This window comes from Streptomyces sp. IBSBF 3136 (assembly GCF_036815105.1).
GTDB lineage: Bacteria > Actinomycetota > Actinomycetes > Streptomycetales > Streptomycetaceae > Streptomyces.
This window is the reverse complement of sequence record NZ_JAJSZC010000005.1, coordinates 67844-90727: the sequence shown is the minus strand read 5'-3', so window position 1 is coordinate 90727 and position 22884 is coordinate 67844. Positions and strand designations below refer to the sequence as shown.

Below are 22884 nucleotides of genomic sequence, written 5' to 3'. Positions count from 1 at the left end.
CTCAGCGAGCCGGTGGCGGGGGCGGCGGCTCGGGCAGCGAGCCGGGGCGGTCCTCCCGGATCAGGTCGGCATTGACGGCCATGGCCGCGAGTCCGCCGCTGGCGGCGGCCATCGCGGCCTGCTGCATGTTCCGGCCGAGATCGCCGGCCACATACAGCCGGGGCAGGCTGGTGCGGCCGCGCTCGTCGGTCTGCACGGACTCCAGGTCCGGGGCCTGCAGCCAGGGGCGCAGCGGGGCGACCCGGGGCTCGATGTCCAGGTGCAGGAACATGGCTCCGTAGCTCGCGGATCGGCCGTCCGCAAACACCACCTCGAGCCCCTCGGGGTGCGGCCTCAGCTCTCTGACCTGGTCGGCGACGACGGGCACGCCGGCCTTGACGAGCCGGTCCCGCTCGTCCTGCGGCAGCTCGCGCCGATCGGTGAGATAGGCGATGGTGTCCGACCACACCGTCAGCGTCGCGGCCAGACATTCGCTGGGCACGTTGCCTCCGTACACGGCGAAGGAGCGCTCACGCACCTCCCAGGCGTGGCAGTACGGGCACTCGAAGACCGACCTGCCCCACAGGTCCGCGAGGCCCGGGACCGGCGGCAGCACCGAGCGCACACCGGCCGCGTACAGGAGGGTGCGGGCGCGGAAGGTGCCGGACTCCTTGGTGCCGACCACCACACGGTCGCCGTCGGGTTCGGCGGAGACGACCTCGTCATCCCGGAACGTCACGTCGTACGAGGCGAGCTGGGCGCGGGACCGGGCGCGGAAGTCAGCGATCGTCGACCCGTCGTTGGTGAGGACGTTGTGCATGACCCCGGCCGCCATGTTGCGGGCGTCGCCCGAGTCGATCAGCAGCACACGGCGGCGCGAACGTCCCAGATACAAGGCCGCGTTGAGGCCGGCCGGGCCGCCTCCGACGATCACCGTGTCGTAGAGCTGTGTGTCCAATGGTCACCCCTTGTCGAGTAGGTCGCTGTTCGCCGGCGGATCGGCGAGCGGGGACGGGTCCTCGCGCAGCGGCGCGAGCAGCAACAGCGCGCCGACGGCCAGGACGGTCCCGCACACCTCGAACACGGCGGGCACGGAGAGGGCTTCGGCGAGCAGGCCGCCGAGGGTGGCACCGATCGGCATGGAGCCCCAGGAGCAGAGCCGGGACACGCTCATCACCCGGCCCTGCAGGTCCTCCGGTGTCAGCCGCTGGCGCAGCGACATCACGGGGATGTTCCAGCCCATCATGAAGACGCCGTTGGCGGCCAGCGCCAGTGCCGCCAGGACCGGTTGGCGTCCCAGACCCAGCGCGACGTACGCGGCCCCGGATGCCACCAGGGACCACCGGGCCAGCCGTACGGTGGACAGCCGGTCGGCGGCCCGGGGCGCCAGCCAGCTGCCCGCGACGGCGCCCAGCGACCCGGCGGCGAGCAGCAGCCCGTATCCGGTCCCGCTCAGCCCCAGGGCGCGCGCGCTCAACAGCACCAGCATCGAGAAGGTCGCCGAGAACACCAGGCCGTACAGGGCGCTCGCGGCCAGCGTGAGCCGCAGGGTGCGATGGCCGAGGACGAAGCGGAGGCCTTGCCGGATGTCGCGCAACACGCCGCCGTGCGGCCTGGCCGAAGCGGACCGGTGGCGGGCGCGGGCGAGCGGGGAGAGGCCGACGAGCAGCAGCGCGGCCAGCGCGTACAGCATCCCGCCGGTGGCCAGCGCCGCGGCGGCGGCCAGGCCGGCGAGCAGACCTGCGACGGGCGGCCCGACCATCTCGTTGAGCAGGATCTGGGCCGCCGACAGCCGCCCGTTGGCACGCTCCAGCTGCCGCTCGTCCACCAGGCGCGGCAGCATGGCGGGCGCCGCCGTGTCGGCGAGGGTCTCGGCGATGCCGAGCACGAACGCCAGCGCGTACAGGAGCGGAAGCGGTCGGTGGGCGGCGAGCACCGGCATCGCGCCGAGCAGGGCCGCCGCGCGCACCAGGTTGCTGCCCAGCACGATCCGGCGCCGGTCCACTCGGTCCACCAGGACGCCGGCGGGGAGCGCGAACAGCAGCCAGGGCAGCATGTTGACGGTGGTCAGCCCGGCGACCGCCGCCGGTTCGGGATGGTGCGCGACGACCAGCAGCGGCAGCAGGGTGCGGGTGATGCCGTCGCCCGCGTTGGAGGCGGCGGCCGAGCCCCACAGCCATCGGAACGGTCGGCCCAGGTCCGCCCGGCGGTCGCGACCGGTCCCTTGTCTGGCGGTGTCAGCCAACAATGCTCCCCTCGGACCATGTCCGCAGGCCCAGCAGTCGCTCGCCGAGTTCGCTCAGCGCCGCCCGTCCGTACAGCTCGGACTCGTCCTTGCGCATCCCGCCCTCGGGCGGATGCGGCGGGATCCGGTCCCGCCAGAACCGCACCCGCGCTTCGCGCAGTTCGGCGTTCTCCTCCCAGGCGGGCGCCATGGTCAGGTACTGGGCCATGCGCACGCGGGACTCGGACACATTCGGGTGCACGCCGTGCGGCAGCAGGCTGTTGAATATGATCAGGTCACCCGGCGCCACCCGGGGCGTGGTGACCGAGTAGCCGGTGATGTCCGGTGTGAACGGGTCGCGGTCGGCGGGCTGGCCGCTGACCCACTTCTCCCACTCGGTGAAGATCTCCGGCACGCATTGGAAGCCGCCGATCTCCTCGTCACCGTGGGTGAGGGACAGCACCGCCTGGCAGCTCACCGGCAGCGGGTCGGCCGAGGTGTCCACGTCCCAGTGGACGAACCCGTCGAAAGCGCGCGATCCCCGGTTGGGCGGATTGACGTTCGCGAAGTCGATGGTGACCCACAGGTCCGCGCGGTCCCAGATGTCGGCGAACGCCTCGTAGACGCGCGGGGTCTGCCGGACGTCCCACTGCGCCTGGTGGTTGTACATCTCGACCAGTCCGCTGTGGCCCGGCAGCCGGTCGTTGCCCGTGTGCGGCGAGGTCCAGGTCGAGGGGTCGTCGGGGCGCATGTCGAGGAAGGAGCCCAGGCCGTCGACGAGGGCCGCCACCGCCTCCGGCGGCACCGCCTGGCGGACGATCACATAACCCTGGGTGACCCACTGTTTCCAGTCCGCGGGGGACAGGACGCGCAGCGGCTCCTTCTTGTGGATGTCTCGCAGTTGGATGGCGGCCACAGACACTCTCCAGGGTGCTGTACGGGGGCGGGTTTCACTCGGCGATCAGGCGGTGTTCGGGCAGCACCACGGCGTCCAGCTCGGTCTCCAGGAGCAACTCGACCGCCTCGTCCAGGCGGTTGAGAATGGGGCGTCCGCCGCCGTTGGCGCTGGTGTTGATCAACACCGGCAGCTCGGTGCGGGCGCCGACCGCGTGACACAGCCGGTGCAGCAGGGGGTGCTCGACGGGCCGTACGGTCTGCAGCCGGGCCGTGCCGTCGATGTGCCGTGCCTCGGCGAGCTGCCGAGCCCGGTCGGGCCGCACCCGAACCGCGAACAGCATGGCCTCGGTGTGGTCCAGGGGCCCGGTGAAGTATTGATCCGCCACCTCTTCCGGGCAGATCGGTGCGACCGGACGGAACCACTCCCGCTGCTTGATCGTCTGCGAGACGTACCTGCGGGCGCCGCTCCAGTGGGCCGAGACCAGCAGCGAGCGATGACCCAGCGCGCGCGGCCCGGTCTCCATACCGCCTTCCAGCCACGCCACACAGCGCCGGCCGGCCAGCAACTCGGCGACGCTCTCCAGGAACTCCTCCTCGTCGTCGGTGCGGCGCACGGCCAGCCCGAGCTCGGTCAGCCGCCGGGCGAGGTCGTCGGCCCGGGGCCTGCGACCGCCGTCGGCTTCGTCCAGGCCCTGCAGCGGTGGTCCGGCGTAGGCCAGCGGCGCCCACCCCGAGCGGCTCAGCAGGGCCGGTCGGTCGGAGGGGTCGGCCACGGCCAGCGCCGCGCCCAGCGCGATCCCCGAGTCGTCGCAGCAGGTCGGGATGGACACCCGTGTGAACTGGCCCGACTCCGCGAGCAGGCTGTTGGCCGTGATGTTGAGCGCGCAACCGCCGGCGTAGCAGAGCGTGGCGTAGCTGGGAAAGCGCCGGCTGATGCCGATGACCAGCCGGGTCAGGTCCCGTTCCACGGCAGTCTGCAAGGTGGCCGCGAGGTCCCGGCACACCCGCTCGTCGGGGGAGGTGCCGACCGGCGTGGTGCGGCCGTCCGCGGTGCGGATCTCGTCGGGGAAGACCGACCCAAAAGAGTGCACGACGTCGTCGTCCGAGGAGTCGGCCAGGCCGGCGTCCAGATATCCGCCGCTGACCGGGTCGTACTCCCACCAGGTGTCGGCGTAGCGCAGCGCTGTCCCGGTCAGCAGGTCCTCGTCGAGCCGCTCATACAGGTCCCGCGAGGCCCGCCGGGTGGACTGCGGGACGAGCATGGCGCGCAGGACCGGCAGCAGAGAGGGGTCGGTGTCCCCGGTGGCCGTCAGGCCGAGCAGTTTGCCGGTGTCGAACTGGCTGCCGTGGATGCGCCGGGCGAGCGCCTCGTAGACCAGGCCGAAGCGGGGCCCGGTGCGGTTCGTGAAGGACATCACCGGGGTGAGCTGGTCGCCGTCGCCGAGGCAGACCATGCCGCACTCGGCGTAGTTGCCGGTCCCGTCCAGGGCGAGCACCAGCGCTTGGCGGGCCCCGGAGGTGTAGTAGGCCAGGGCGGCGTGCGCGTAATGGTGGCGCACCGCGGTCAGGGTGACGTCGTCGAACTCCTCGGCCAGCGGCCAGTCCAGGGTCTTGATCACCCGGGTCACCGCGTCGGCGAGGCCCGTGCCGCCGGTGGCCGTCCAGCGGGCGTCCTCGTTGACCAGCTCGACCAGGGCCGGCGGGAGCACCTCGCACCTGGGCGTGTACCAGTCCGCCACCGCGATCCGGGTCACCGGACCCGCCGCCCGCGCCCTCAGCTCCGCCAGCCATTCGCCGGCGGCCCGGGAGAAGTCGCCGTTGCCGCCGCACACATGGCGGAGGCCGAGGCGGCGCTCGGCCTCGATGACGTGATACCCGCCCTCCTCGGTGAGCGCGGCACCGGCGTCGTGGCCGAAGTGCATACCGATCGTTGCCATGGAACCAGTCACCCTTCCTCGGCCCGGACCGAGGTCGCGGGGGCCGGGTCGTGGCTTGGCGGGGGGGGGGGGGGGGGGGGGGGGGGGGGGGGGGGGGGGGGGGGGGGGGGGCCCCGCCCCCCCCCCCCCCCCCCCCCCCCGGTGCGGGGAGCGTCGGGGCCGGGTCAGGACAGGGTGGCGAGGCTCTGCGTGTGATGGCGCTCCAGGAGGCCCTGCACCACCTCGCGCATGTAGGCGCAGTAGCCGGGCGACATCAGCTGGATGGAGCCGTTCTCCTCCTCCAGCGCTCCGGCGGAACCGCCCGAGCAGGTGCCCTGCAGCTCACAGCCCTGACAGCCGGGACCATTGGTGTAGGCCCGCATGCCGTAATCCTGGTAGGCGGCGGAGGAGAAGATGGCGCGCCAGTCGTCGATCGTGCCCAGCTTGCGGGCGGTCGCCTTGCATGCGAAGACACTGCCGTTGGGCTCGATGGAGAGCTGGCGGCCGACCGCCGGGCAGGTCTTGTAGTCGGCCTGCTCGGCCCACTTGGCCTCGTCGATGATCATCTGGAAGGTCTGGTACCAGTAGCCGCTCAGCTGTACGCCGCGCTCGCGCCCGTAGTCAACGGCGGCCAGCAGCCGCTGCGCCACGTCGTGCGGGCTGTGCTTCTGGAAGAACTCCTTGGCCTGGAACGACACGATGACGTCCAGGCTGTCCAGCCCGGCCTCGGCGACGAAGTCGATGAGCGGGGTGCCCCACTTGTCCCATGTGTACTGGGAGAGCACCGAGGTGATGCTCACCGGGACGCCCGCCGCCTTCATGTCGAGGATCGCCTTGCGGACGACGGCCCACGGAGTGCGCTGCTGCTGCCCGCCGCGGAACTCGCCGGTCTCCGGGACCAGGTAGTCGATGGAGACGGTGGTGTCCACGTGGTGCTCGGCGAGCGCGGCCAGGAGTTCCTCGTCGATGCGGGAGCCGTTGCTGGTCAGGTCGTAGGAGAGGGTGACCCCGTCGTGGCTGTGGCCGAAGGTGCGCAACACGTGCAGGATGGTGCCGCGCGCCAGGGTGGGTTCGCCGCCGAAGAACGACACCGTCAGGTGGCCGCCGCCGTTGGCCTTGCGCAGTCGGATGGCCTCCTCGACGGTCTTCTCGGCCACCTCGCGGGACATGTGCATCGAGGGGTTGCGACCCTCGTCCGAGCCGTGGTTCCAGTCGCCCTTGGCGAGGGTCGGGCCCGAGTCCTGACGGACGGGGGCCGTGTCCTCGCGCGAGCGTCGCAGTTCGACCAGAACCGGACCCGGCTTCACCGACTCCCCTGAGGTGTTGCGCTCCTCGACACCACCGTCGAAGTTGTACGCGAAACACCCCTGACAAGAGAAGTTGCAGGCGTTGGTGAGGACGAGCTGGATGGAGGAGTGGAACACGCCGGTGCTGAGCGCGCCCTGCCTGCTCTCCAGCAGCGCGTCGATCTCCCTGGCCTCGTCGTGGCCCGCCTCGACCAGGAATCGAGCCTCGACGAGGTCCCGCAGCGACGCGTCGTCGACCCGCTCCCGCAGCCGGTCCCAGCTCATGCCCCGGGAGGCCTCCTTGAGTAGGTCCACGATGTCACGGTCGATCAGCCGCGCATTTCCGAAGAGTGAATGAAAGGCCATGGTTCGCTCGTCGTCCGCGTATGAATCGAGTCGGCCTCCGAATGACGTGAAATCCCGGTCGTCCACGGCGCGCAGGGTGCGGACGTAGCGCGAGGACTGGTACATCGAATTCTGCATGGCTGAAGACTTCTCCCTGCCTGTCACGAATTCCGGCGCGGCGCGCATCGCGGCTCGGTGCGCGGCGCACGGCAAGGCGTCGGCGAAAAGCACCCCGACGCGCAGTCGTTGGCCACGGACCGCTCCCACTCCCGGCACGGCCCGCGCGACAGACCGGGGCCCGGCCAGCGGGCGGGCCCCGGAATACCTCAGCCCTTAGGCCGGCTCGCACTCTTTCCGCTGCTCAGCGGTGGCCGTGACGGTCTCCACCTGCTTGCGGACCGGAGTGATGGTCGGAGCGTTGCCCTTGTCCGGTGACACGAACGCGCACGGACGGGACGACGCGGTGACCGCAGGACGGACCACCTTCTTGACTTCGGCCATGTGACCTCCTCAGTGGGTGTGATTCACAATGCGCTCCACTGAAGCAGATGCAGGCAACAACCAATAAGGCTTCAACCGGTCATGATTGAGAGATCGTTTCCGTCGGACCGCCCGACGGAAACGATCTTTATGTGTTCGGCGTGCGCCGCACTTGTGCTCCGATTCAGCTGCATTCCCCGCACGACGCCACGTGTTCGGGCGCATATCCACGCGCCAGGGTGATCCCCGCGCGCCGGATCCATTCCGGCCACTCCGGCCCGGCCGGTCGAGGGCCAGGCGCACTCGCCAGGTCGAGCCGACGGTCGAATCGCTGGAAGATCACTTTCGCACTCAGAACGCGCTGTCGACGGGTCTGTGCGCCACCTGCCGGACTACATCCGCGGCAAGGGCAGCTCTTTCATCGACAACAGCGGCCGCACCGCGCGTATCTACCAGAAGGACAACTACTTCGGCCGGCACGTCTGCGTTCGGCCGCGAGGGCGGCACCATCAACGACCTGCGCTCTTACCAGCTCAACGGCACCACCCACAGCCTCCGCAACCATGACGCGGGCGGGTTCGTCGAGAAGGCGCGGCCGTTTCCGGTGGCGGAGCGATTGATGCCCATGGAGGTCGACGGCCTGGCGGTCCAGGGCCTGTTGCGAAAGTGGCCTCGTCGCCCGGAGGGCGGCCGCGTGCCGGGCGTCGCACGGCAGAGGACCACTTTCGCAACAGGCCCTAGGTGGCCGTGCACGAAGTCGGTCACCGCTCCGGGACGGAACGCGAGATCGGCGGAGGCCGTCAGCGTCTCGAGGATGCCCTGGACGGATTGATGGGGTGACCCGGGCTGTCGTCGGCCGACTGCGCGAGGCGCATGCGACGCGCACGCGTGTGCAGTTCGGCTGTGAGTTCGCCCTGGAATCGGGTTCCGTCGTGGCGGTCGTGGGCAAGGCACGTGCCGCGTCGGCCTTCACGGTGGAGTTGGAGTGGGAGGAACCGACCGCACCGTGACGTTTGCCGCGGACAGTTGGGAGGTCCTAGCGCACGTGGAGTTCGCTCCACGAAGTCGGCACGCCGCGGCTGTTTTCCTCTTCTCGTGCGGTCACTGGCAAGCGGTCACTGGCAAGACAACGGGTTGACGCCTTCGATGACCTGCCATCCGGAGGCCAGGGTGTCACAAGGCGATCAGTCCTGCCGCTGTTTCCTTGAAGCAGCCGGCCCCGACCAGCGCCTGCACCTTGGCCTCGGTGGCCGTGGCGACCGCATTGACCAGCGCCGCGCCGGACAGCGCCACGGGAAGGGCCACGACGATGTTTACCCGTGCCCGCCCGCAGCGGGACCGCGGTGTCGCGCATGTGCGCTGTCCGGACGCGTGAGCCCGGCGTTCGCGTCTCCCGCCCCCTGTGCATGCGTCGTTTGAGGCGGTGTGACGTGCCGCCAGCTACCAGCAACGTGGCTCAGCCACACGAAGTGGCCTTCGTTTGCGACGGCTCTTCCCTTACGAGCGTCCCGGCCCCTTCATCGGCCGGTGGTTCACCAAAGAAGTCGTCGGGAACGTCGGTTCGTCATCCTGATCACTCGAGTACCGTGTCGGGCCATGAACGCGGACCAATGGTTGGCAGATACCCGGACCTCCTACGACACGGTCGCAGTCAGCTACGCGGACCAATTGCGCGAGTCTCTGATCAAGGCACCGTATCTTCGGGCGGCTCTGGCGTTGTTCGCGGACTTGGTGCGGGCCTCCGGCGGCGGGCCGGTGGCGGATGTGGGCTGCGGTCCTGGACACGTCACGGATCACCTGCAGGGACTGGGTGTGGAGGCTTTCGGTATCGATCTTTCCCCCGGGATGATCGATGTGGCTCGGCGTGCGCACCCCCGCCTCCGGTTCGAGGTGGGCTCGATGACGGACCTCGACCTCGCCGATGCCTCGGTCGCCGGCTTGCTTGCCTTCTGGTCGCTGATCCACATTCCCGACGATGCGGTGCCCACGGTCTTCGCTCACTTCCGGCGGGCGTTGCGTCCCGGCGGACCGCTGATGCTCGGCTTCCACGTTGGCAGCGGCTCAAGGCTGAAGACGCAGGGCTATGGCGGTCACCCGATGAACGTCTACGTACACCGTCGTCAGCCCGACAAAGTGGCGGGGTGGCTTCGGGCCGCCGGGTTCAGGGTCGAGGCCCAGATGCTGATTGACCCCGACGAGAGCGTTCCAGGAGCGGTCCTTTTCGCCCGCCGTCAGTCGGTGCTTTCGACGTGACGAGCGGGTTCAGCAGCAAGATCACCCGTCAGCGGGCGGGTGGCCCCGTGCTGCTGTGAGGCTGGCGGATTGCCAAATAGTCCGACCAGTTCTCGCCTGCGAAGGCAGCCCAGCGTGCTGCCGTTCTGGGCTGGATGCCGAACAGGTCGGAGATGACTATGGGAGGCAGGTCGGCGAGGGCTTCCATCATGGCGGTGTTGCGGGCGGCTCGGGCGGGTAGGTCGTAGCGCTTGAGCCGGTCGGACAGACCCGCCGGGTGGCGGGGGCGCCCGGGGCTGCGTCCCGGCAGGAGGTACTTCGTGGCTTCGCCGCTGTGCTGACGCGTGCCGCGGAGGAGGTCGTCGATGAGGTGGGCGAGCTTGGGCGGCAGGACGAACGGATGGTGGCTGATCGTCAGATAGGTGTGGTTTGCGTCGTGGTGGATGTGGTCGGTGGTGAGTTCGACGATGAGGGTCAGCGGGAGCGCGAAGAGGCGGACCAGGGCCCCGGTGACGCGGACGTCCAGGGGCCGGCCGATCCAGAGGGATTAGGCTCGCGTGAGCGGCGCTGGCCGCTACCACCTGCTGCTGACCAGCGAGAGCCGAGCCGTGCAGCACGGCTGGTGGTCGAACGAGGTGGTGGCGTGCGACAAGTGCCGGCGCTGGATCGGCTCCGCCGGCACCATGCCCGACAGCGGCCTGCGGGTCAGCGCGTGCTCGCTCGATGTCCGAGACCACGGTCGCCGTCCCTCATGGGCCATGGGCTCCCTCTTCTTCGTCCGCGGCATGGCAGGGTCCTCCGTGTGCCGGACCGCATTCTTCACCGCCTACTGCAGCTCATAGCGGCTGGCCCGGGTGGCTTCGGCCTGCGCGGTGACGGCCGCTTGCACGACCTCGGAGGCCTAGCGACAGCGGCGCCAGCGGGCTTCGTGATCCGCCCCGGTGAGGCCCGCAAGCTTCGCGCGTTCCTACTCGGCGGATCGTTCCAGCATGATCAGCTCATCGGGGACTTCTGCCATAGGCACGGATCCGGTGTCGGCGGTGTCCGGGTGGTCGGGGTACGGGATGACGTTCGCCGGGAACCGGATGATGCTGCGGGCGATGCCCACCACCACCGTGGTGGGGGAGTGCTGAGGTTTTGACGAGTCGGCTAACGGCCGTGGGGGGGGGGGGGGGGGGGGGGGGGGGGGGGGGGGGGGGGGGGGGGNTTTTGTTTTTTTTGGGGTGGGGGCCCCGGGGGGGGCCCCCCGCCCCCCCGCGCCCCCCCCCCCGCCTGTCCCGGCTACCGTGCGACGCCCTCGAACAACGCGGCCAGGTCCGGCCAGCACCTCCGGTAGTCGTTCGCCGCCGGATCCCAGGCCAGCACCGCGCCGTACCGTTCCCCCCGCTCCTGGCAGAGGAGCAGTTCGTCCCCCGTCCGGGACACCGCAAACGGCATTCATGCGGCGTTTGCGGGACGGGTGTCCGCCGGAACGGCGGAGGGCGCCGGGACTGAGAAGTTCGAAAAAGGCGGCTGCCACCGTCTCCAGGTCGTGCCTGCTCGGAGCCCCCGTCGTCCCGCGCGCTGCCCGCCTCCGCCACCGTGCGGCACCGATTCACCCACCACACCCTGGGCGGAGTCACCGTCCGGCACGCATTCGCCCGCAAGACCGTGGGACAGCAGGCTCGTGCGGCGGGCAGGCCCACGGTCAGACCAGCGGATCGAGGAAGGTCAGCACCGAGGCGTCCTCCTCGATCAGCGGGGCGAGGGCTGCATTGAAGGGGCCGCCGTAGGGAGCCTTCAGGTGGGCTTGGAAGGCGTCCTCGTCCCGGTACGTCTCGAAGATCCAGTAGGCGCGCGGGTTGGACGCCTTGGTGTAGACGTCGAAGGCCAGGTTGCCGTCTTCCTCGCGCACCTTCTCGGCGTAGCTCCGGATGAGGTCGGCGACCTCGTCCTGCGCTCCCTCGCGTGCGGTGAACTCGGCGAGCAGGGTCCTGTTCACGGTGTGATGTCCTTCGGTCGGGTCTGGTGTGAGGGTCAGTCGCGGTAGGAGCCGAGGTGCCAGATATGGGCTCGCTCCAGCTTCACCGAGCCGTTCTCGGCGAAGACCTGCACTCCCTGACTGGCGGGGTCGGGGAAGACCTGGTCGGTGATCACTGCTTCGCCGCTGCCGCCGAACACCTCGACGGACGACCAGTCGAGAAGGATCCGCAGCTTCACCTTGCCGTCCTTCGCCTCGAGGGGCGCTCGCTGGACGCCGGGGAAGGAGCTGTTGAAGTCCACGGCGCCAGAGCGGGTGCGGTCGACGTACAGCTCCTGCGTCGTGGTGTCGTAGCCGATGAGTGTCTCCTCGCCCGCGGCGCCGGTGCGCACCTTCAGGCCGAAGCGTTCGGCGTCCTTGAGGGAGAAGGTGGCCTCGATGTCGAGTGCCTTGCCCTTGGCCGCGGGGCCGGCCAGGGGCTTGGTGGTGCTCGTGACGGTGATGCCGGCCGCGGTCGCCGGGGGCTCCTGCCGCAGGGACTTCAGGCTGTTCACCGGCCTGCTGGTCAGGCGGATGCGGCCGTCGACGGTGCGCAGGGCCATCTCCCGGGGGGTGCTCTGTGCGCCCCGCCAGGGGGAGGTGGGGATGGCACCGCCGTAGTCCCAGTTGTTCATCCAGCCGATCATGTAGCGCTTGCCGCCGGGCGCGTTCTCCCAGGACACCGCCGCGTAGTAGTCCTTGCCGTAGTCGGCCCAGTCGGCGCGCTGCAGGGCGGACGTGGCGGGCTTGTCGGCGGCGGTGAACTGGTCGGCCAGGATGTGGCCCCAGCCGGCGGTGTTCCTGTCGACGATCTGGATCTGGGCCTTCTTGCCGGCGTAGGGGCGCAGGTCGAAGGAAGCCCAGTCGAGGGTCTCGCTGTTGGAGCCGGTGGCGCTGCGCACGACCTGGCCGTCGACGATCAGGTTGACGGACGTCTCCTGGGAGACGGGCTGGGCCTTGGTGTCGGACAGCATGATGTGGTCGACGTTGATGTGACCCCAGCCGCCGATGTTGTCGTCGACGATCCTGATCTGCGCCTTCTTACCGGCAAGGTCGCTGACGTCCCAGGAAGCCCAGTTGAGGGCCTCGGCGTCCCCTCCGGTGGCGCTGCGCACGGCGTGGCCGTCGACGAGGAGTTCTACGGCGGTGGGTTCGGCGGCGCTGGTGGGGCGATGGCCGCCGCCGATGAGGAAGTTGATGTGCTTCTTGTCGAGAGTGAATTCGGGTGAGGTGAGCGCGCCGGTGGTGGAGTCGCCGTTCAGGAAGGTGTTGACCAGACCGCTGCCCCGGAATCCGGAGACTTCCTGCTGGCCGGGGAGGGTGCCGGTGGCGGGTGCGGCGCCGAAGGCGTCTCCGGCCTTCGTCCAGTCGCCGTAGCTGCCGCCTTCGAAGTCGGCGAGGACCGTGCCTGCGGGCGGCGGTCCCTGCTCCAGGACGGTTCCCGGCTCGTGTGGGTGGCGTCCGCCGCCGACCTTGAAGTTCAGGTAGGGGCTGTCGACGGTGAATGCGGGGGAGGTGAGGGTGCCCGTGGCGCCGTCACCCGAGTGGAAGCTGTTGGCGAGGCCCTTGCCGTTGAAGCCGTCGATGGTGCCCTGCCCGGCCAGTGCCCCGGCCGACGGTCCGTCGCCGAACGCGGTGCCGGTGGCCGTCCACGTCCCGAAGCCGGTGTCCTCGAAGTCCTGCACGACTTTCCCGGTGGGCGGGGTGTAGGTGCCCTTGTCCTCGGCGGTGAACGTCGTGCCGTCGAAGTCGCCGATGAAGTACTGGGCGGCCGAACCGCCTGCGGTGCCGCCGGGGTTGATGTTGACGACGAGGACCCACTTGATGTGGTGCGGGTCTCCGTCGACCGCGAGGGGGAACAGGTCCGGGCACTCCCACACGCCGCCGGTCGCGCCGGCCGGGCCGAACTCGCTGAGCAGGTCCCAGTCCTTGAGGTTCTTGGACGAGTAGAACCGCACCTTGTGCTCGGTGGACAGCGACACGGTCATCAGCCAGCTCTTCGTGGGTGCGTACCACTGGACCTTGGGGTCGCGGAACTCGCCGGAGCCGATGTCGAGTACGGGATTGCCCTGGTACTTGGTCCAGGTGCGGCCGCGGTCGGTGCTGTAGGCGAGCGACTGGGCCTGCTTGCCGCCGTTCTTGTAGGCGCTGGTGTAGATCGCCACCATGGGCGGGTTCTTCTTCGTGCCGAACCCGGTGGTGTTGTTCCGGTCGACGACCGCGCTGCCGGAGAACACCATCTCCTGGTCGTCGTGCGACAGGGAGAGCGGCAGCTCCTTCCAGTGCACGAGGTCCTTGCTCACCGCGTGCCCCCAGGACATGTCGCCCCAGGAGTTGCCGTTGGGGTTGTACTGGTAGAACAGGTGGTATTCGCCCTGGTAGTACACCAGACCGTTCGGATCGTTCATCCAGTTCTTCTGCGGGGTGAAGTGGAACTGGGGCCGGTAGGTTTCGGAGTACGGCCGGGTGTCGGCGGCCAGGGCCTGGGGGGCGAGCGGGGCCGCGGACAGGGCGCAGACGGTTGCCACCGCCGCGATCATCCGTGTGCGGGCACGCCGGGATATACGTCCAGAGCTCATGGTGTCTCCTGTGCCGCGGCTGTCCGCGCAGCGGAGCCTGCTGTGCCGGCGCGGAACCAGCCGAAAGTTGACGACCCGCCGGGCGCCGACGTCTACGGCGCCCGACAAGGAAGTGACATCGTTGACTTGTGTCATCGATGACATGGAGTGGCCCGATGATGGGGCAATTTGGCCAGCGCGTCAACAGTCCGGGCGCCAGGGCACCTGCAGCCGCTACGCCCGTACCTCATGCTCGGCCGGCGGTGGCGAGCTGCTCCAACTGGCTGTGCAGCGGCGGATTCGGACCGGCAACCGAGCAGGTCAGGGCCGCAACCCTGGCAGCGAACCGGCAGGCGTCCGCGACGTCACCGAGACGGAGATGCGTCAGCCTGCCGCCGAGGAGTCCACGGGCGGCCAGGTGATGCAGCAGCCCGGCGGTGAAGGAGTCCCCCGCCCCTACCGTGTCGACGACGCTCGTGGGCACGGCGGGCACCACGATGCGTTCGCCGTCGAGCGAGGCCAGGACGCCGTCGGCACCGAACGTGATCACGACGAGCCGTGCCCCGGCCGCGTGCCAGGTGTCGCACGCCTGCTCGGGCGGTGTGCCCGGCAGCAGGAGCTGCAGGTCGTCCTCGCTCAGCCGCAGCACATCCGTCAGTGCGCACCAGTGCGCCAGCCGGCCACGGTAGACCTCGGGATCCACCAGCAGCGGCCGGACGTTGGGGTCGATGCTGATGGTGGCCCGGGGAGCCGCTGCGGCCAGGAAGTCCTCTACCACCGCCGCGCCGGGTTCCCGGACCAGGGCCAGGGAACCGCTGTGCACGCAGGCGGTCCCGGACAGGTCCACCCCCGCCAGCTCCTCGGCTGTCCACTGCCAGTCGGCCGTGTTCTGCGCGTGGAAGGAGAACGCGGCCTGCCCCCGCTCGTCCAGCTCCGCCACGGCCAGTGTGCTGGCCTCCGCGGCCGCGACGGCGCCCGTCAGGTCCACCCCGGAGGACTCCAGGTGAGCCCGGAACAGACGGCCGAACACGTCGCCGGACAGTCGTGCGAGGAAACGCGCCGGGGTGCCCAGGCGGGTCAGGGCCACAGCCGTGTTCGCAGGTCCGCCGCCAGGCAGCACCCGCAGCGCGAGTTCGCTCGAGGTGCCCGTCGGTTCGGTGAACGCGTCCGCGACGCACTCTCCCAGGACGGTGATCTGGCGTGGGCTGCTCATGGGCGGCTCTTCTCTGCGAACGCACGGGCGGGGAAGCGGGCACGGACCGGGCATCCGCCGCGGCCGTTACGGACTTGTGTCTCGCGCAAGGCATTGACGTTGCCGGGAGCCGGAGTCCATCATCCTCGGCAAGCAGTGTCAACGATGACATAAGTCAACGCTGACATCCCGGGCGGCATGTGTCCTGATCCCGCCCCGTGCCGCTCGCTATCCCTCAGGAGTCGAACATGTCTCGCACCACCCGCCTGTCCACCTCACTCCTCAGAGCCGCCGCTGTCACTGGCGTCGCGGCGCTCACCCTGACGGCCTGCGGTTCCGGCTCCGGATCGGACTCGTCCAGCACCGGTTCGGGCGACGTCAAGGTCGGCCTGATCACCAAGACGGACACCAACCCGTTCTTCGTGAAGATGAAGGAGGGCGCGGAGAAGGAGGCGAAGGCCGAGGGCGTCAAGCTCATGACCGCGGCCGGCAAGTTCGACGGGGACAACGCCGGCCAGGTCACCGCCATCGAGAACATGGTCGCCTCCGGGGTGAAGGGCATCCTGATCACCCCGAGCGACTCCAAGGCCATCGTGCCGGCCATCGAGAAGGCCAAGGCCAAGGGCGTCCTGGTCATCGCGCTGGACACACCGACCGACCCGCAGAGCGCGGTCGACGCCCTCTTCGCCACCGACAACCTCAAGGCCGGCGAGCTGATCGGCGCGTACGCCAAGACCGCCATGAAGGGCAAGGCCGCCAAGATAGCCACCCTCGACCTCGCGCCCGGCGTGTCCGTCGGCGTCCAGCGCCACGACGGCTTCCTGAAGGGCTTCGGCATCAAGGAGGGCGACTCCTCCGTCGTCTGTTCCCAGGACACCGGCGGCGACCAGGCCAAGGGCCAGACGGCGATGGAGAACTGCCTCCAGAAGGAGCCGGACATCAACGTCGTCTACACCATCAACGAGCCCGCCGCGCTGGGCGCCTGGACCGCGCTGAAGGCCAAGGGACGCGAGAAGGACGTGCTGATCGTCTCCGTCGACGGTGGCTGCACCGGGACACAGGCGGTCAAGGACGGCAAGATCGCCGCGACGTCGCAGCAATACCCGCTGAAGATGGCCGCCGAGGGCGTCAAGGCCGTCGTGACGTACGCCAAGGACGGCAAGAAGGCGTCGGGCTACACCGACACCGGCGTCACCCTGATCACCGACAAGACGCAGACCGGCGTCACGGCCAAGGACACCGGCTACGGCCTGGAGCACTGCTGGGGCTGAGCCGCCCCCGGGCCGTACGACACCGCACGACTCCGCGCGGCGGCCGTCCCTCCTTCCCTGACCGGGGACGGCCGCCCCCTTGTTCCCCTGTCCTCCGACGCGGACGCACAAGGACATCTGTCTTCCGACAAGGACTTCGCATGACAGCCACGACCACGCCCCCGGACACGTCCAAGCCATACGCCGGGCTCACCGCACCGAGCACGGCCCGCAGACTGCTCACGCAGCCGACCACCGGCCCGCTGGTCGCCCTTCTCCTGGCCTGCGCCTTCTTCTCGCTCTCGACCGACCAGTTCCTCACCGGCGGGAACTTCTCGCTGATCGTGCAGCAGGTCATGGTGGTAGGCACCCTCGCCATCGGCCAGACCCTGATCATCCTCACCGCGGGCATCGACCTGTCATGCGGGGCCGTGATGGCGTTCGGCAGCATCATGATCGCCAAAATGGCCGCCGAGGGCTCCCTGCCACCGCTCGCCGCCATCGCGCTCGGCCTGGTCGTCTGCGGCGGCTTCGGGCTGCTCAACGGAGCGCTGGTGCAGAAGATCCCGCTGCCGCCGTTCATCGTCACCCTCGGCATGCTCAACGTGGCGTTCGCACTGACCCACATCTACTCCGAAGAACAGACCGTCACCAGCCTGCCCGGACCCCTGACAGCTCTTGGGAAGACCTTCCCGCTCGGCAACACCGACATCACCTACGGCTCGCTGGTCACCATCGGCCTGTTCCTCCTCCTCGCCTACGCCCTGAGCAGCACCGGATGGGGCCGGCACGTCTACGCGCTCGGCAACAGCCCCGAAGCGGCACGCCTGAACGGCATCCGCACCTCCCGCCTGACCATCGGCGTCTACACCGTGGCGGGCCTGCTCTACGGCATCGCCGCCCTCCTGCTCATCTCCCGCACCGGAGTCGGCGACCCCCAGGCCGGCCAGACCGACAACCTCGACAGCATCACCGCCGTCGTCCTCGGCGGCACCAGCCTCTTCGGCGGCCGCGGCTCGGTCCTGGGCACCTTCATCGGCGTCCTCATCGTCGGTGTGTTCCGCAACGGCCTGCAACTGATGGGCGTCGCCTCGATCTACCAGACGCTGATCACCGGCGTCCTGGTGATCCTGGCGGTGACCGTCGACCAGATCTCCCGGAAGAAGGCACGATGACCGCGACCACCACCCCCGTGCTGCAGGCCCGCGGCCTGGTCAAGCGGTACGGACACGTCACCGCCATCGACGGCGCCGACTTCGACCTGATGCCCGGCGAGGTCCTCGCCGTCATCGGCGACAACGGCGCCGGAAAGACCAGCCTGATCAAGGCCCTCACCGGCGCGTTGACCCCCGACGCCGGCGAGATCCGCCTCAACGGCCAGCCCATCACCTTCTCCGGACCGCAAAGCGCCCGCGCCCACGGTATCGAGACGGTCTATCAGGACCTCGCCGTGGCCGCTTCCATGGACATCGCCTCGAACATGTTCCTGGGACGCGAACTGCTCCGACCAGGCGTCCTGGGAAGCGTCTTCCGCATGCTGGACAAGAAGCGCATGCGCCAGGAGGCCGCCGAGCACATGGCCGACCTGAAGATCGGGCTGCGCTCGCTGACCCAGGCGGTCGAGACCCTCTCCGGCGGGCAGCGGCAGGCCGTCGCGGTCGCCCGGTCCGTCGCCTGGGCCCGCAGCGTCGTCGTCATGGACGAACCCACCGCCGCCCTCGGCGTCAAAGAGTCCGGACAGGTCCTCGACCTCATCCGCCGCGTCCGGGACAAGGGCATGCCGGTCGTCCTGATCAGCCACAACATGCCGCACGTCTTCGAGATCGCCGACCGCATCCACGTCCACCGCCTCGGCAAGCGCGCGGCCGTGATCAAGCCTTCCGACTACTCCATGGCCGAAGTCGTCGCCATCATGACCGGAGCGCTCACCGTCGATGAGGCGGGAGGTACCGTCGTAGCGGACTCCCAGGCGGCGAAGGCCGCGGGAGTCAAGGCCAACTGACCTACGACCACACTCATGGGTTCCGGCCGGCCGGGGCGACACACCGTGCCACCGCGGCCGGAACCGACGAGCAGGGGAGACTGTTTACTCCATGGCAGCGAATCGCCGCCCCACCCTCGCAGACGTGGCCCGGGAAGTGGGCGTCAGCGCCAAGACGGTCTCCCGCGTCCTCAATGAGGACGGCCCCGCATCAGCCAAGACCCGGGAGCAGGTGCTCGCCGCCGTGGCCAGGCTCGGCTTCCAGCCGAACCTTATGGCACGCAACATCCGCGTCGGTGGACCCGACACCACCATTGGGTTGGTCATCCCCGACCTCGGCAACCCCTTCTTCGGCGCCGTGGCCCGCAGTATCGAGGACACCGTCCGCGACCGCGGCCTCACCCTGCTCATGGGCTCCTCCGCGGACGACCCGGACCGCGAACGCGCGTTGACGGACAAGTTCCTCGCCCGCCGCGTCAGCGTCCTGATGGTCGTGCCGTCCGTCGGCGCCGACCACGCACACCTCAGGCCCCACCGCGCCACGGGCCTGCCCGTCGTCTTTCTTGACCGGCCTGGGGTGGGCCTGTCCACGGACAGCGTCGTCAGCTCCAACCGAGCCGGCGCCCAGGCCGGCGTCACCCACCTGATCAACCACGGCCACCGGCGCATCGGCTTCGTCGGCGATCTCCCCACCAGGCTCTACACCCGCCGCGAGCGCCTGGCCGGATACCGTGCGGCGCTCGACGAAGCCGGCCTCCCCTACGACCGTGCCCTGCTCACCAACGCGCACGACCAGCATGGGGCCGCCATCGCCACCGCCGAGCTGCTGAGCCTGGCCGATCCCCCCACCGCCCTGTTCGCCGGCAACAACATCGTCGCCCTGGGGGTCGTTACCGAACTCGCCCGCACCAAACGCAAGGACGTGGCCCTCGTCGCCTTCGACGACGTCCCGCTCGCCGAAGTACTCGAACCGGCCCTGACCGTCGTCGCCCAGGACCCCGAAGAAATCGGCAGAGCAGCCGCGACCACCGCCCTGGCCCGCCTCGACGGCGACCGCTCCCGCGTCCGCACCATCACCGTCCCCACCCGACTGATCGTGCGCGGGTCGGGGGAGCAGCAGCTTGCCCCGCAGCTGCTGCAGGAGGGGTAACAAGCCCGCTTACCTCTTTTCTCCCTGTCCAGCCGGTCGGCGAGGACGGCCACGGATCCAGCCCGACGAGTGCTCCCCGCACCTGCGGGTCCCACGCCGCGGCGCGGGACGCTTCGGTGTGGCGGCGGCTGGGACGCAGGGGCGAGCAGACGCTGGAGGTTACGGATCACTCCACCACGGTCTCGTGTCCACCGCCCCAAGCGGGCGCTTTCACAACACCTGTGCAGCGGATCAAGCGAACCGCGGACACGGCCGCCGCCGATTGCGGCACGCCGCGGGCGGCGCTGCTGCTCGGACACCCCATGTCATGGTTTGCACCGGATGTCACCGGCTGAACAGCCGTCTCCAGGGAATCTCGTTTCGCTGTCCGGTGGCAGTGCCTGGCCTTCCAGGTAACGCCAGTACCTGCCTCGCGACCGGGACCCGCCTTCGTCAGGGATGGCCTCGGCGCACCGCTGCGCCGAGCCGTGCGGAATGCCGACATCAGGCGCGCGCCGGGCGGTCCTGCCGATCGCTCCCGCTCCGATGACGATGTAGCACGTGCCGCTGCCGCCGTCGGCGGGGCGGGAAGACGTGTCCATCGTGCGCAGGCCGATGCCGGAGACTTCGGAATGGCCAAGAGTCGTCTGCTTCATGATCACTTTCCCGGGTCGGAGGCGGTCGCCGCCGCTGGTGACTGGCGGCTGGCGGTATCGCCGATGCGTCGGCGCCGGCCGCCCTGAACAGCCACCTCCAGCAGCCCCTGCTTCACCTGGGTTGCGCCGTGAAGAGGCCGCGATGCTGGCCGGTGTGTCGGTCGACTACTACCTGCGACTGGAGAGAGGCAATCTCTCGGGTGCCTCCGACAGCAGCGTCCTGGACGGCGTGGCCCGCGCCCTCCACCTCGACGACGCCGAACGCCAGTACCTGTTCGAGGTCGCCCGGCACACCTGCCCACCCACTACGGCCCGCCGCCGCACCGCGGCGAAGCGCGCCTCCGGCCCGCCCTGCAGAACATGTGGGACGCCATCACCGACGCACCCGCATGGATCCACAACGACCGCCAGGACCTGCTGGCCCCCAACGACCTGGCACAGGTCCTGTATGCCCCACTCCTCGCGGACCCGCGCCGCCCCGCCAACATCGCCAGGTTCCTCTACCTCGACCCAGCCGCCCGCGACTTGCTCCCCGACTGGGACAAGGCCGCCAACGACGTCGCCGCAATGCTCCGTGGGGAGGCAGACCGAAACCCCTACAGCACGGACCTCACCAACCTCATCGGGGAGCTGTCCACCCGCAGCGAGATCTTCCGGAAACACTGGGCAGAGCACAGCGTCCGGCAACACCGCACCGGACCCAAGAAAATCCATCATCCGGCCGTCGGAAACCTGGAGCTGAACTTCGAGACCATGTCCCTGGACTCCGACCCCAGCCTCACCCTCGTGATCTACACCGCCGTTCCCAACAGCCCAGCGCCGACGCCCTCCGCCTCCTGGCCACCTGGGCCGCCACTCCGAACCAGTCGCAAGCCGACCTTCACGAACGCCTCGCGTAAACAACGGTGGCAACGCACGCGCTGGACGTGAACTGCGCTGCACACTTTGAACGGGGAGCCGCTCGCCGTCCGAAGCGGCCGGCTCTGCGTCCCCCTCGTTTGTTCCTTGACTGCCCGTTAACGCCGACCGGTCAGCTGACTCTCGACCGAATGATCCCGCCCAGTTGCGAAGCGCCGCTCGGCAACAGATGCACGCGGACGCCACGGGTCCATGAGTGGCGCCTTGACGACGCACACGTACCCGTTTCCGGATGAGGGCGGCGCCGGGAATCCTCAGGAGAGCGCGGTCTTGGCCGAGTTCCAGAGCACGCCGCGGTTCACGCGGTCGGGATAGAGGCGGAGCATCGACGTGTAAAGGTCGGTGTGGTCCTTGGCCGTCGCCGCCGCGGCCGTGAAGTCCTCGATGTAGCGGCGGGTCCGCCCCACGTCGTCGGGGCTGTCTGGATCGCCGTCGCGCTTGTGGCCGGAGACTACGGCGCTCGGGCGCAGTGCCTCGATCACGTCGAGGGCGCGCAGCCAGTGCGCCGTGCCGTTGCCCTTGGCCTCACCGAGGTACAGGTGGACGTCGCCGTAGACGGCGTCGCCGGCGACCACCAGGCCGAGAGATGGCACATGCAGGGCGCTCGTGCCGTCGGTGTCGGTGTGGCCGAGTTCGATCGCGCGTAGCTCCTCGCCCTCCACCTCGATCCGGCCGTCGGGCAGCGGCTCGGGGACGAGGTGCCGGTCGGGGAGCTGGTCGGGGAAGCGGGGCTGCCAGACACCGTCGAACCAGGCGGATCCCCACTGCGCCCCCGCGTGGGCCGCGACGTCCGGTGCGGCGACAAGCCGAGCCTGTGGGAAGCGGTCGAGTACTGCGGGCGCCCCGAAGAAGTGGTCGCCGTGCGCGTGCGTGACGAAGATCGTGGTGACGTTCTTGCCCCTCGCGACGACCCAGTCGGCCAGGCGGCGCGATTCGTCCACGGTCAGCAACGGGTCCACGAGCACCGCGTCGCGTTCGCCGTGGATGAGCGTCGACGATGTCGGTGACCACATCCGCCGCTCTTCGCCCGGTGGGAGGTCGTCGGACACCGCCGGCTTCGACGGAGCGACGTGGACGGTGTAGGCGAGTGCGGTCATCACGACTCCCGCGGTCTCGGCGCGTACAGCGGCCAGGCCAGCCAACAAAATGAGGCCGGGGCCACGGTCCCGAAATGTTCTGAATTCGAACTTCAGGCGCTTTCGACAGTAGCTGGGTCCCAGCGGAGGTACCACTGTGCCCTGCATCGCCGATCTCCAAGGAGGCACTGACCTACACACGATCTTGCTCGCCAGCCAATCCGGAACGCCAGAGGGTCCCGTGATCACGACGAAGCTCACCGACCCCCATAGCCTCCCAGGGCTCCGCACGGTCACCACCACGGCACGAGCAGCATCGGTACCACTGAACGCGACTACGACGCTGCCTCGGCTCCGCAATCGAAGCCAGCTCTACTCGGCTCCTCCAATCGAACCCATGAATGAATCGTCCCGCCTGGAGATGCTCCGCTTCGCTCGACGGGTCGTGGTTTCGCGGACGTGCCGATGCTGGAGCACGGGGCCACGCTGTGGCACCACCCATTCCGGCGAGCCGATGCGTGCCATCCTCACGGGCCGGGAGCGCGAGGGCCGCCCGCTGCCCGACCTGGTCGTCGCCGGCCACGGCTGGGTAGGGCCCGCGGGGCGGCACGGCGTCGACTCCGTCGGCTACGCGGGCTGCAACGACCCCCACGCGGCGGCGACAGCGGGGTCGGCCGCGAGGTCGGCGACCGTCCGCACGGCGTCCAGGAAGGCGTCCCGAATTCGCCCGCCCTGCCAGTTCCACGGCTCCGCGATGACTGTCACG

23 protein-coding genes and 3 pseudogenes are annotated in these 22884 nt (G+C 69.6%); 11 read left to right on the top strand and 15 right to left on the bottom strand.

Annotated elements, in window-relative coordinates:
* Position 1 precedes the first annotated feature (1 nt).
* The 6 genes from V7E45_RS02195 to V7E45_RS02170 form a co-directional block, all read right to left on the bottom strand.
* Positions 2-937: an NAD(P)/FAD-dependent oxidoreductase gene (locus tag V7E45_RS02195; RefSeq protein ID WP_333772323.1), complete on the bottom strand. Its 936-nt coding sequence runs from the start codon at positions 935-937 to the stop codon at positions 2-4.
* 3 nt (positions 938-940) lie between these two features.
* A complete protein-coding gene (locus tag V7E45_RS02190) occupies positions 941-2224 on the bottom strand; it encodes an MFS transporter (protein WP_333772322.1) in 1284 nt (427 codons plus the stop codon).
* Positions 2217-3119 (bottom strand): phytanoyl-CoA dioxygenase family protein, encoded by a 903-nt coding sequence (locus V7E45_RS02185; RefSeq protein ID WP_333772321.1) that lies wholly within the window; start codon positions 3117-3119, stop codon positions 2217-2219. The genes V7E45_RS02190 and V7E45_RS02185 overlap by 8 nt, the downstream gene beginning before the upstream one ends.
* Positions 3120-3153: 34 nt before the next feature.
* Positions 3154-5037: a carbamoyltransferase C-terminal domain-containing protein gene (locus V7E45_RS02180; RefSeq protein WP_333772320.1), complete on the bottom strand. Its 1884-nt coding sequence runs from the start codon at positions 5035-5037 to the stop codon at positions 3154-3156.
* Positions 5038-5201: 164 nt separating this feature from the next.
* On the bottom strand, positions 5202-6785 hold the full coding sequence (locus V7E45_RS02175) for a radical SAM/SPASM domain-containing protein (RefSeq protein ID WP_333772319.1): 1584 nt from the start codon (positions 6783-6785) through the stop codon (positions 5202-5204).
* A 195-nt stretch (positions 6786-6980) separates the two neighbouring features.
* Positions 6981-7148, bottom strand: coding sequence for a hypothetical protein (locus V7E45_RS02170; RefSeq protein WP_319145885.1), 168 nt, complete (start codon positions 7146-7148; stop codon positions 6981-6983).
* A 354-nt stretch (positions 7149-7502) separates the two neighbouring features.
* Here V7E45_RS02170 and V7E45_RS02165 point away from each other — a divergent pair, with 354 nt between their 5' ends.
* Both V7E45_RS02165 and V7E45_RS02160 read left to right on the top strand, forming a co-directional pair.
* Positions 7503-7694: a peptidase inhibitor family I36 protein gene (locus tag V7E45_RS02165; protein WP_333772318.1), complete on the top strand. Its 192-nt coding sequence runs from the start codon at positions 7503-7505 to the stop codon at positions 7692-7694.
* Positions 7695-7948: 254 nt separating this feature from the next.
* Positions 7949-8137 (top strand): annotated as a pseudogene (locus tag V7E45_RS02160) (CU044_2847 family protein); the annotation flags it as partial.
* Between the two features lie 202 nt (positions 8138-8339).
* Here the strand turns inward: V7E45_RS02160 and V7E45_RS02155 are convergent.
* Positions 8340-8444, bottom strand: a pseudogene (locus V7E45_RS02155) (adenosylcobinamide amidohydrolase); the annotation flags it as partial.
* 279 nt (positions 8445-8723) lie between these two features.
* On the opposite strand from V7E45_RS02155, the gene V7E45_RS02150 reads away from it, so the two are divergent.
* The 3 genes from V7E45_RS02150 (at position 8724) to V7E45_RS02140 (ending at position 10492) form a co-directional block, all read left to right on the top strand.
* The gene (locus tag V7E45_RS02150) at positions 8724-9380 is read left to right on the top strand and encodes a class I SAM-dependent DNA methyltransferase (protein ID WP_333772317.1); all 657 of its coding nucleotides are present in this window, start codon (positions 8724-8726) and stop codon (positions 9378-9380) included.
* Between the two features lie 536 nt (positions 9381-9916).
* Positions 9917-10201, top strand: coding sequence for a hypothetical protein (locus V7E45_RS02145; protein WP_333772316.1), 285 nt, complete (start codon positions 9917-9919; stop codon positions 10199-10201).
* Positions 10202-10348: 147 nt separating this feature from the next.
* Complete coding sequence (locus V7E45_RS02140; protein WP_333772315.1) at positions 10349-10492, top strand: hypothetical protein; 144 nt, start codon at positions 10349-10351, stop codon at positions 10490-10492.
* 148 nt (positions 10493-10640) lie between these two features.
* Here V7E45_RS02140 and V7E45_RS02135 read toward each other — a convergent pair whose 3' ends face one another.
* The 4 genes from V7E45_RS02135 to V7E45_RS02120 form a co-directional block, all read right to left on the bottom strand.
* Positions 10641-10784, bottom strand: a complete 144-nt coding sequence (locus tag V7E45_RS02135) for a hypothetical protein (RefSeq protein WP_333772314.1) — start codon at positions 10782-10784, stop codon at positions 10641-10643.
* Between the two features lie 262 nt (positions 10785-11046).
* Positions 11047-11340, bottom strand: a complete 294-nt coding sequence (locus V7E45_RS02130) for a putative quinol monooxygenase (protein ID WP_333772313.1) — start codon at positions 11338-11340, stop codon at positions 11047-11049.
* Positions 11341-11375: 35 nt separating this feature from the next.
* Complete coding sequence (locus V7E45_RS02125) at positions 11376-13937, bottom strand: GH32 C-terminal domain-containing protein (RefSeq protein WP_333772312.1); 2562 nt, start codon at positions 13935-13937, stop codon at positions 11376-11378.
* A gap of 226 nt (positions 13938-14163) precedes the next feature.
* Positions 14164-15129, bottom strand: coding sequence for a carbohydrate kinase family protein (locus V7E45_RS02120; RefSeq protein WP_333772311.1), 966 nt, complete (start codon positions 15127-15129; stop codon positions 14164-14166).
* A gap of 227 nt (positions 15130-15356) precedes the next feature.
* Between V7E45_RS02120 and V7E45_RS02115 the strand changes: the two genes are divergently transcribed.
* From V7E45_RS02115 to V7E45_RS02100, 4 genes are all read left to right on the top strand, one after another.
* Entirely contained in the window at positions 15357-16379 is a 1023-nt protein-coding gene (locus V7E45_RS02115; protein ID WP_333772310.1) for a sugar ABC transporter substrate-binding protein, read from the top strand.
* 140 nt (positions 16380-16519) lie between these two features.
* Positions 16520-17533: an ABC transporter permease gene (locus tag V7E45_RS02110; protein WP_333772309.1), complete on the top strand. Its 1014-nt coding sequence runs from the start codon at positions 16520-16522 to the stop codon at positions 17531-17533.
* Complete coding sequence (locus V7E45_RS02105; RefSeq protein ID WP_333772308.1) at positions 17530-18360, top strand: ATP-binding cassette domain-containing protein; 831 nt, start codon at positions 17530-17532, stop codon at positions 18358-18360. The genes V7E45_RS02110 and V7E45_RS02105 overlap by 4 nt, the downstream gene beginning before the upstream one ends.
* A gap of 91 nt (positions 18361-18451) precedes the next feature.
* Entirely contained in the window at positions 18452-19489 is a 1038-nt protein-coding gene (locus tag V7E45_RS02100) for a LacI family DNA-binding transcriptional regulator (RefSeq protein ID WP_333772307.1), read from the top strand.
* Between the two features lie 305 nt (positions 19490-19794).
* Here V7E45_RS02100 and V7E45_RS02095 read toward each other — a convergent pair whose 3' ends face one another.
* The gene (locus tag V7E45_RS02095) at positions 19795-20124 is read right to left on the bottom strand and encodes a hypothetical protein (RefSeq protein ID WP_333772306.1); all 330 of its coding nucleotides are present in this window, start codon (positions 20122-20124) and stop codon (positions 19795-19797) included.
* Positions 20125-20236: 112 nt separating this feature from the next.
* Entirely contained in the window at positions 20237-20416 is a 180-nt protein-coding gene (locus tag V7E45_RS02090; protein WP_333772305.1) for a hypothetical protein, read from the bottom strand.
* A gap of 68 nt (positions 20417-20484) precedes the next feature.
* Between V7E45_RS02090 and V7E45_RS02085 the strand changes: the two genes are divergently transcribed.
* Positions 20485-21054 (top strand): MmyB family transcriptional regulator, encoded by a 570-nt coding sequence (locus V7E45_RS02085; protein WP_443055905.1) that lies wholly within the window; start codon positions 20485-20487, stop codon positions 21052-21054.
* A 242-nt stretch (positions 21055-21296) separates the two neighbouring features.
* On the opposite strand, the gene V7E45_RS02080 is transcribed toward V7E45_RS02085, so the two are convergent.
* Positions 21297-22139: an MBL fold metallo-hydrolase gene (locus V7E45_RS02080; RefSeq protein ID WP_333772304.1), complete on the bottom strand. Its 843-nt coding sequence runs from the start codon at positions 22137-22139 to the stop codon at positions 21297-21299.
* A 426-nt stretch (positions 22140-22565) separates the two neighbouring features.
* On the opposite strand from V7E45_RS02080, the pseudogene V7E45_RS02075 reads away from it, so the two are divergent.
* Positions 22566-22767 (top strand): annotated as a pseudogene (locus V7E45_RS02075) (phosphatase); the annotation flags it as partial.
* Here V7E45_RS02075 and V7E45_RS02070 read toward each other — a convergent pair.
* Positions 22746-22883 (bottom strand): hypothetical protein, encoded by a 138-nt coding sequence (locus V7E45_RS02070; protein WP_333772303.1) that lies wholly within the window; start codon positions 22881-22883, stop codon positions 22746-22748. The pseudogene V7E45_RS02075 and the gene V7E45_RS02070 sit on opposite strands and share 22 nt — an antisense overlap.
* Position 22884: the final 1 nt, after the last annotated feature.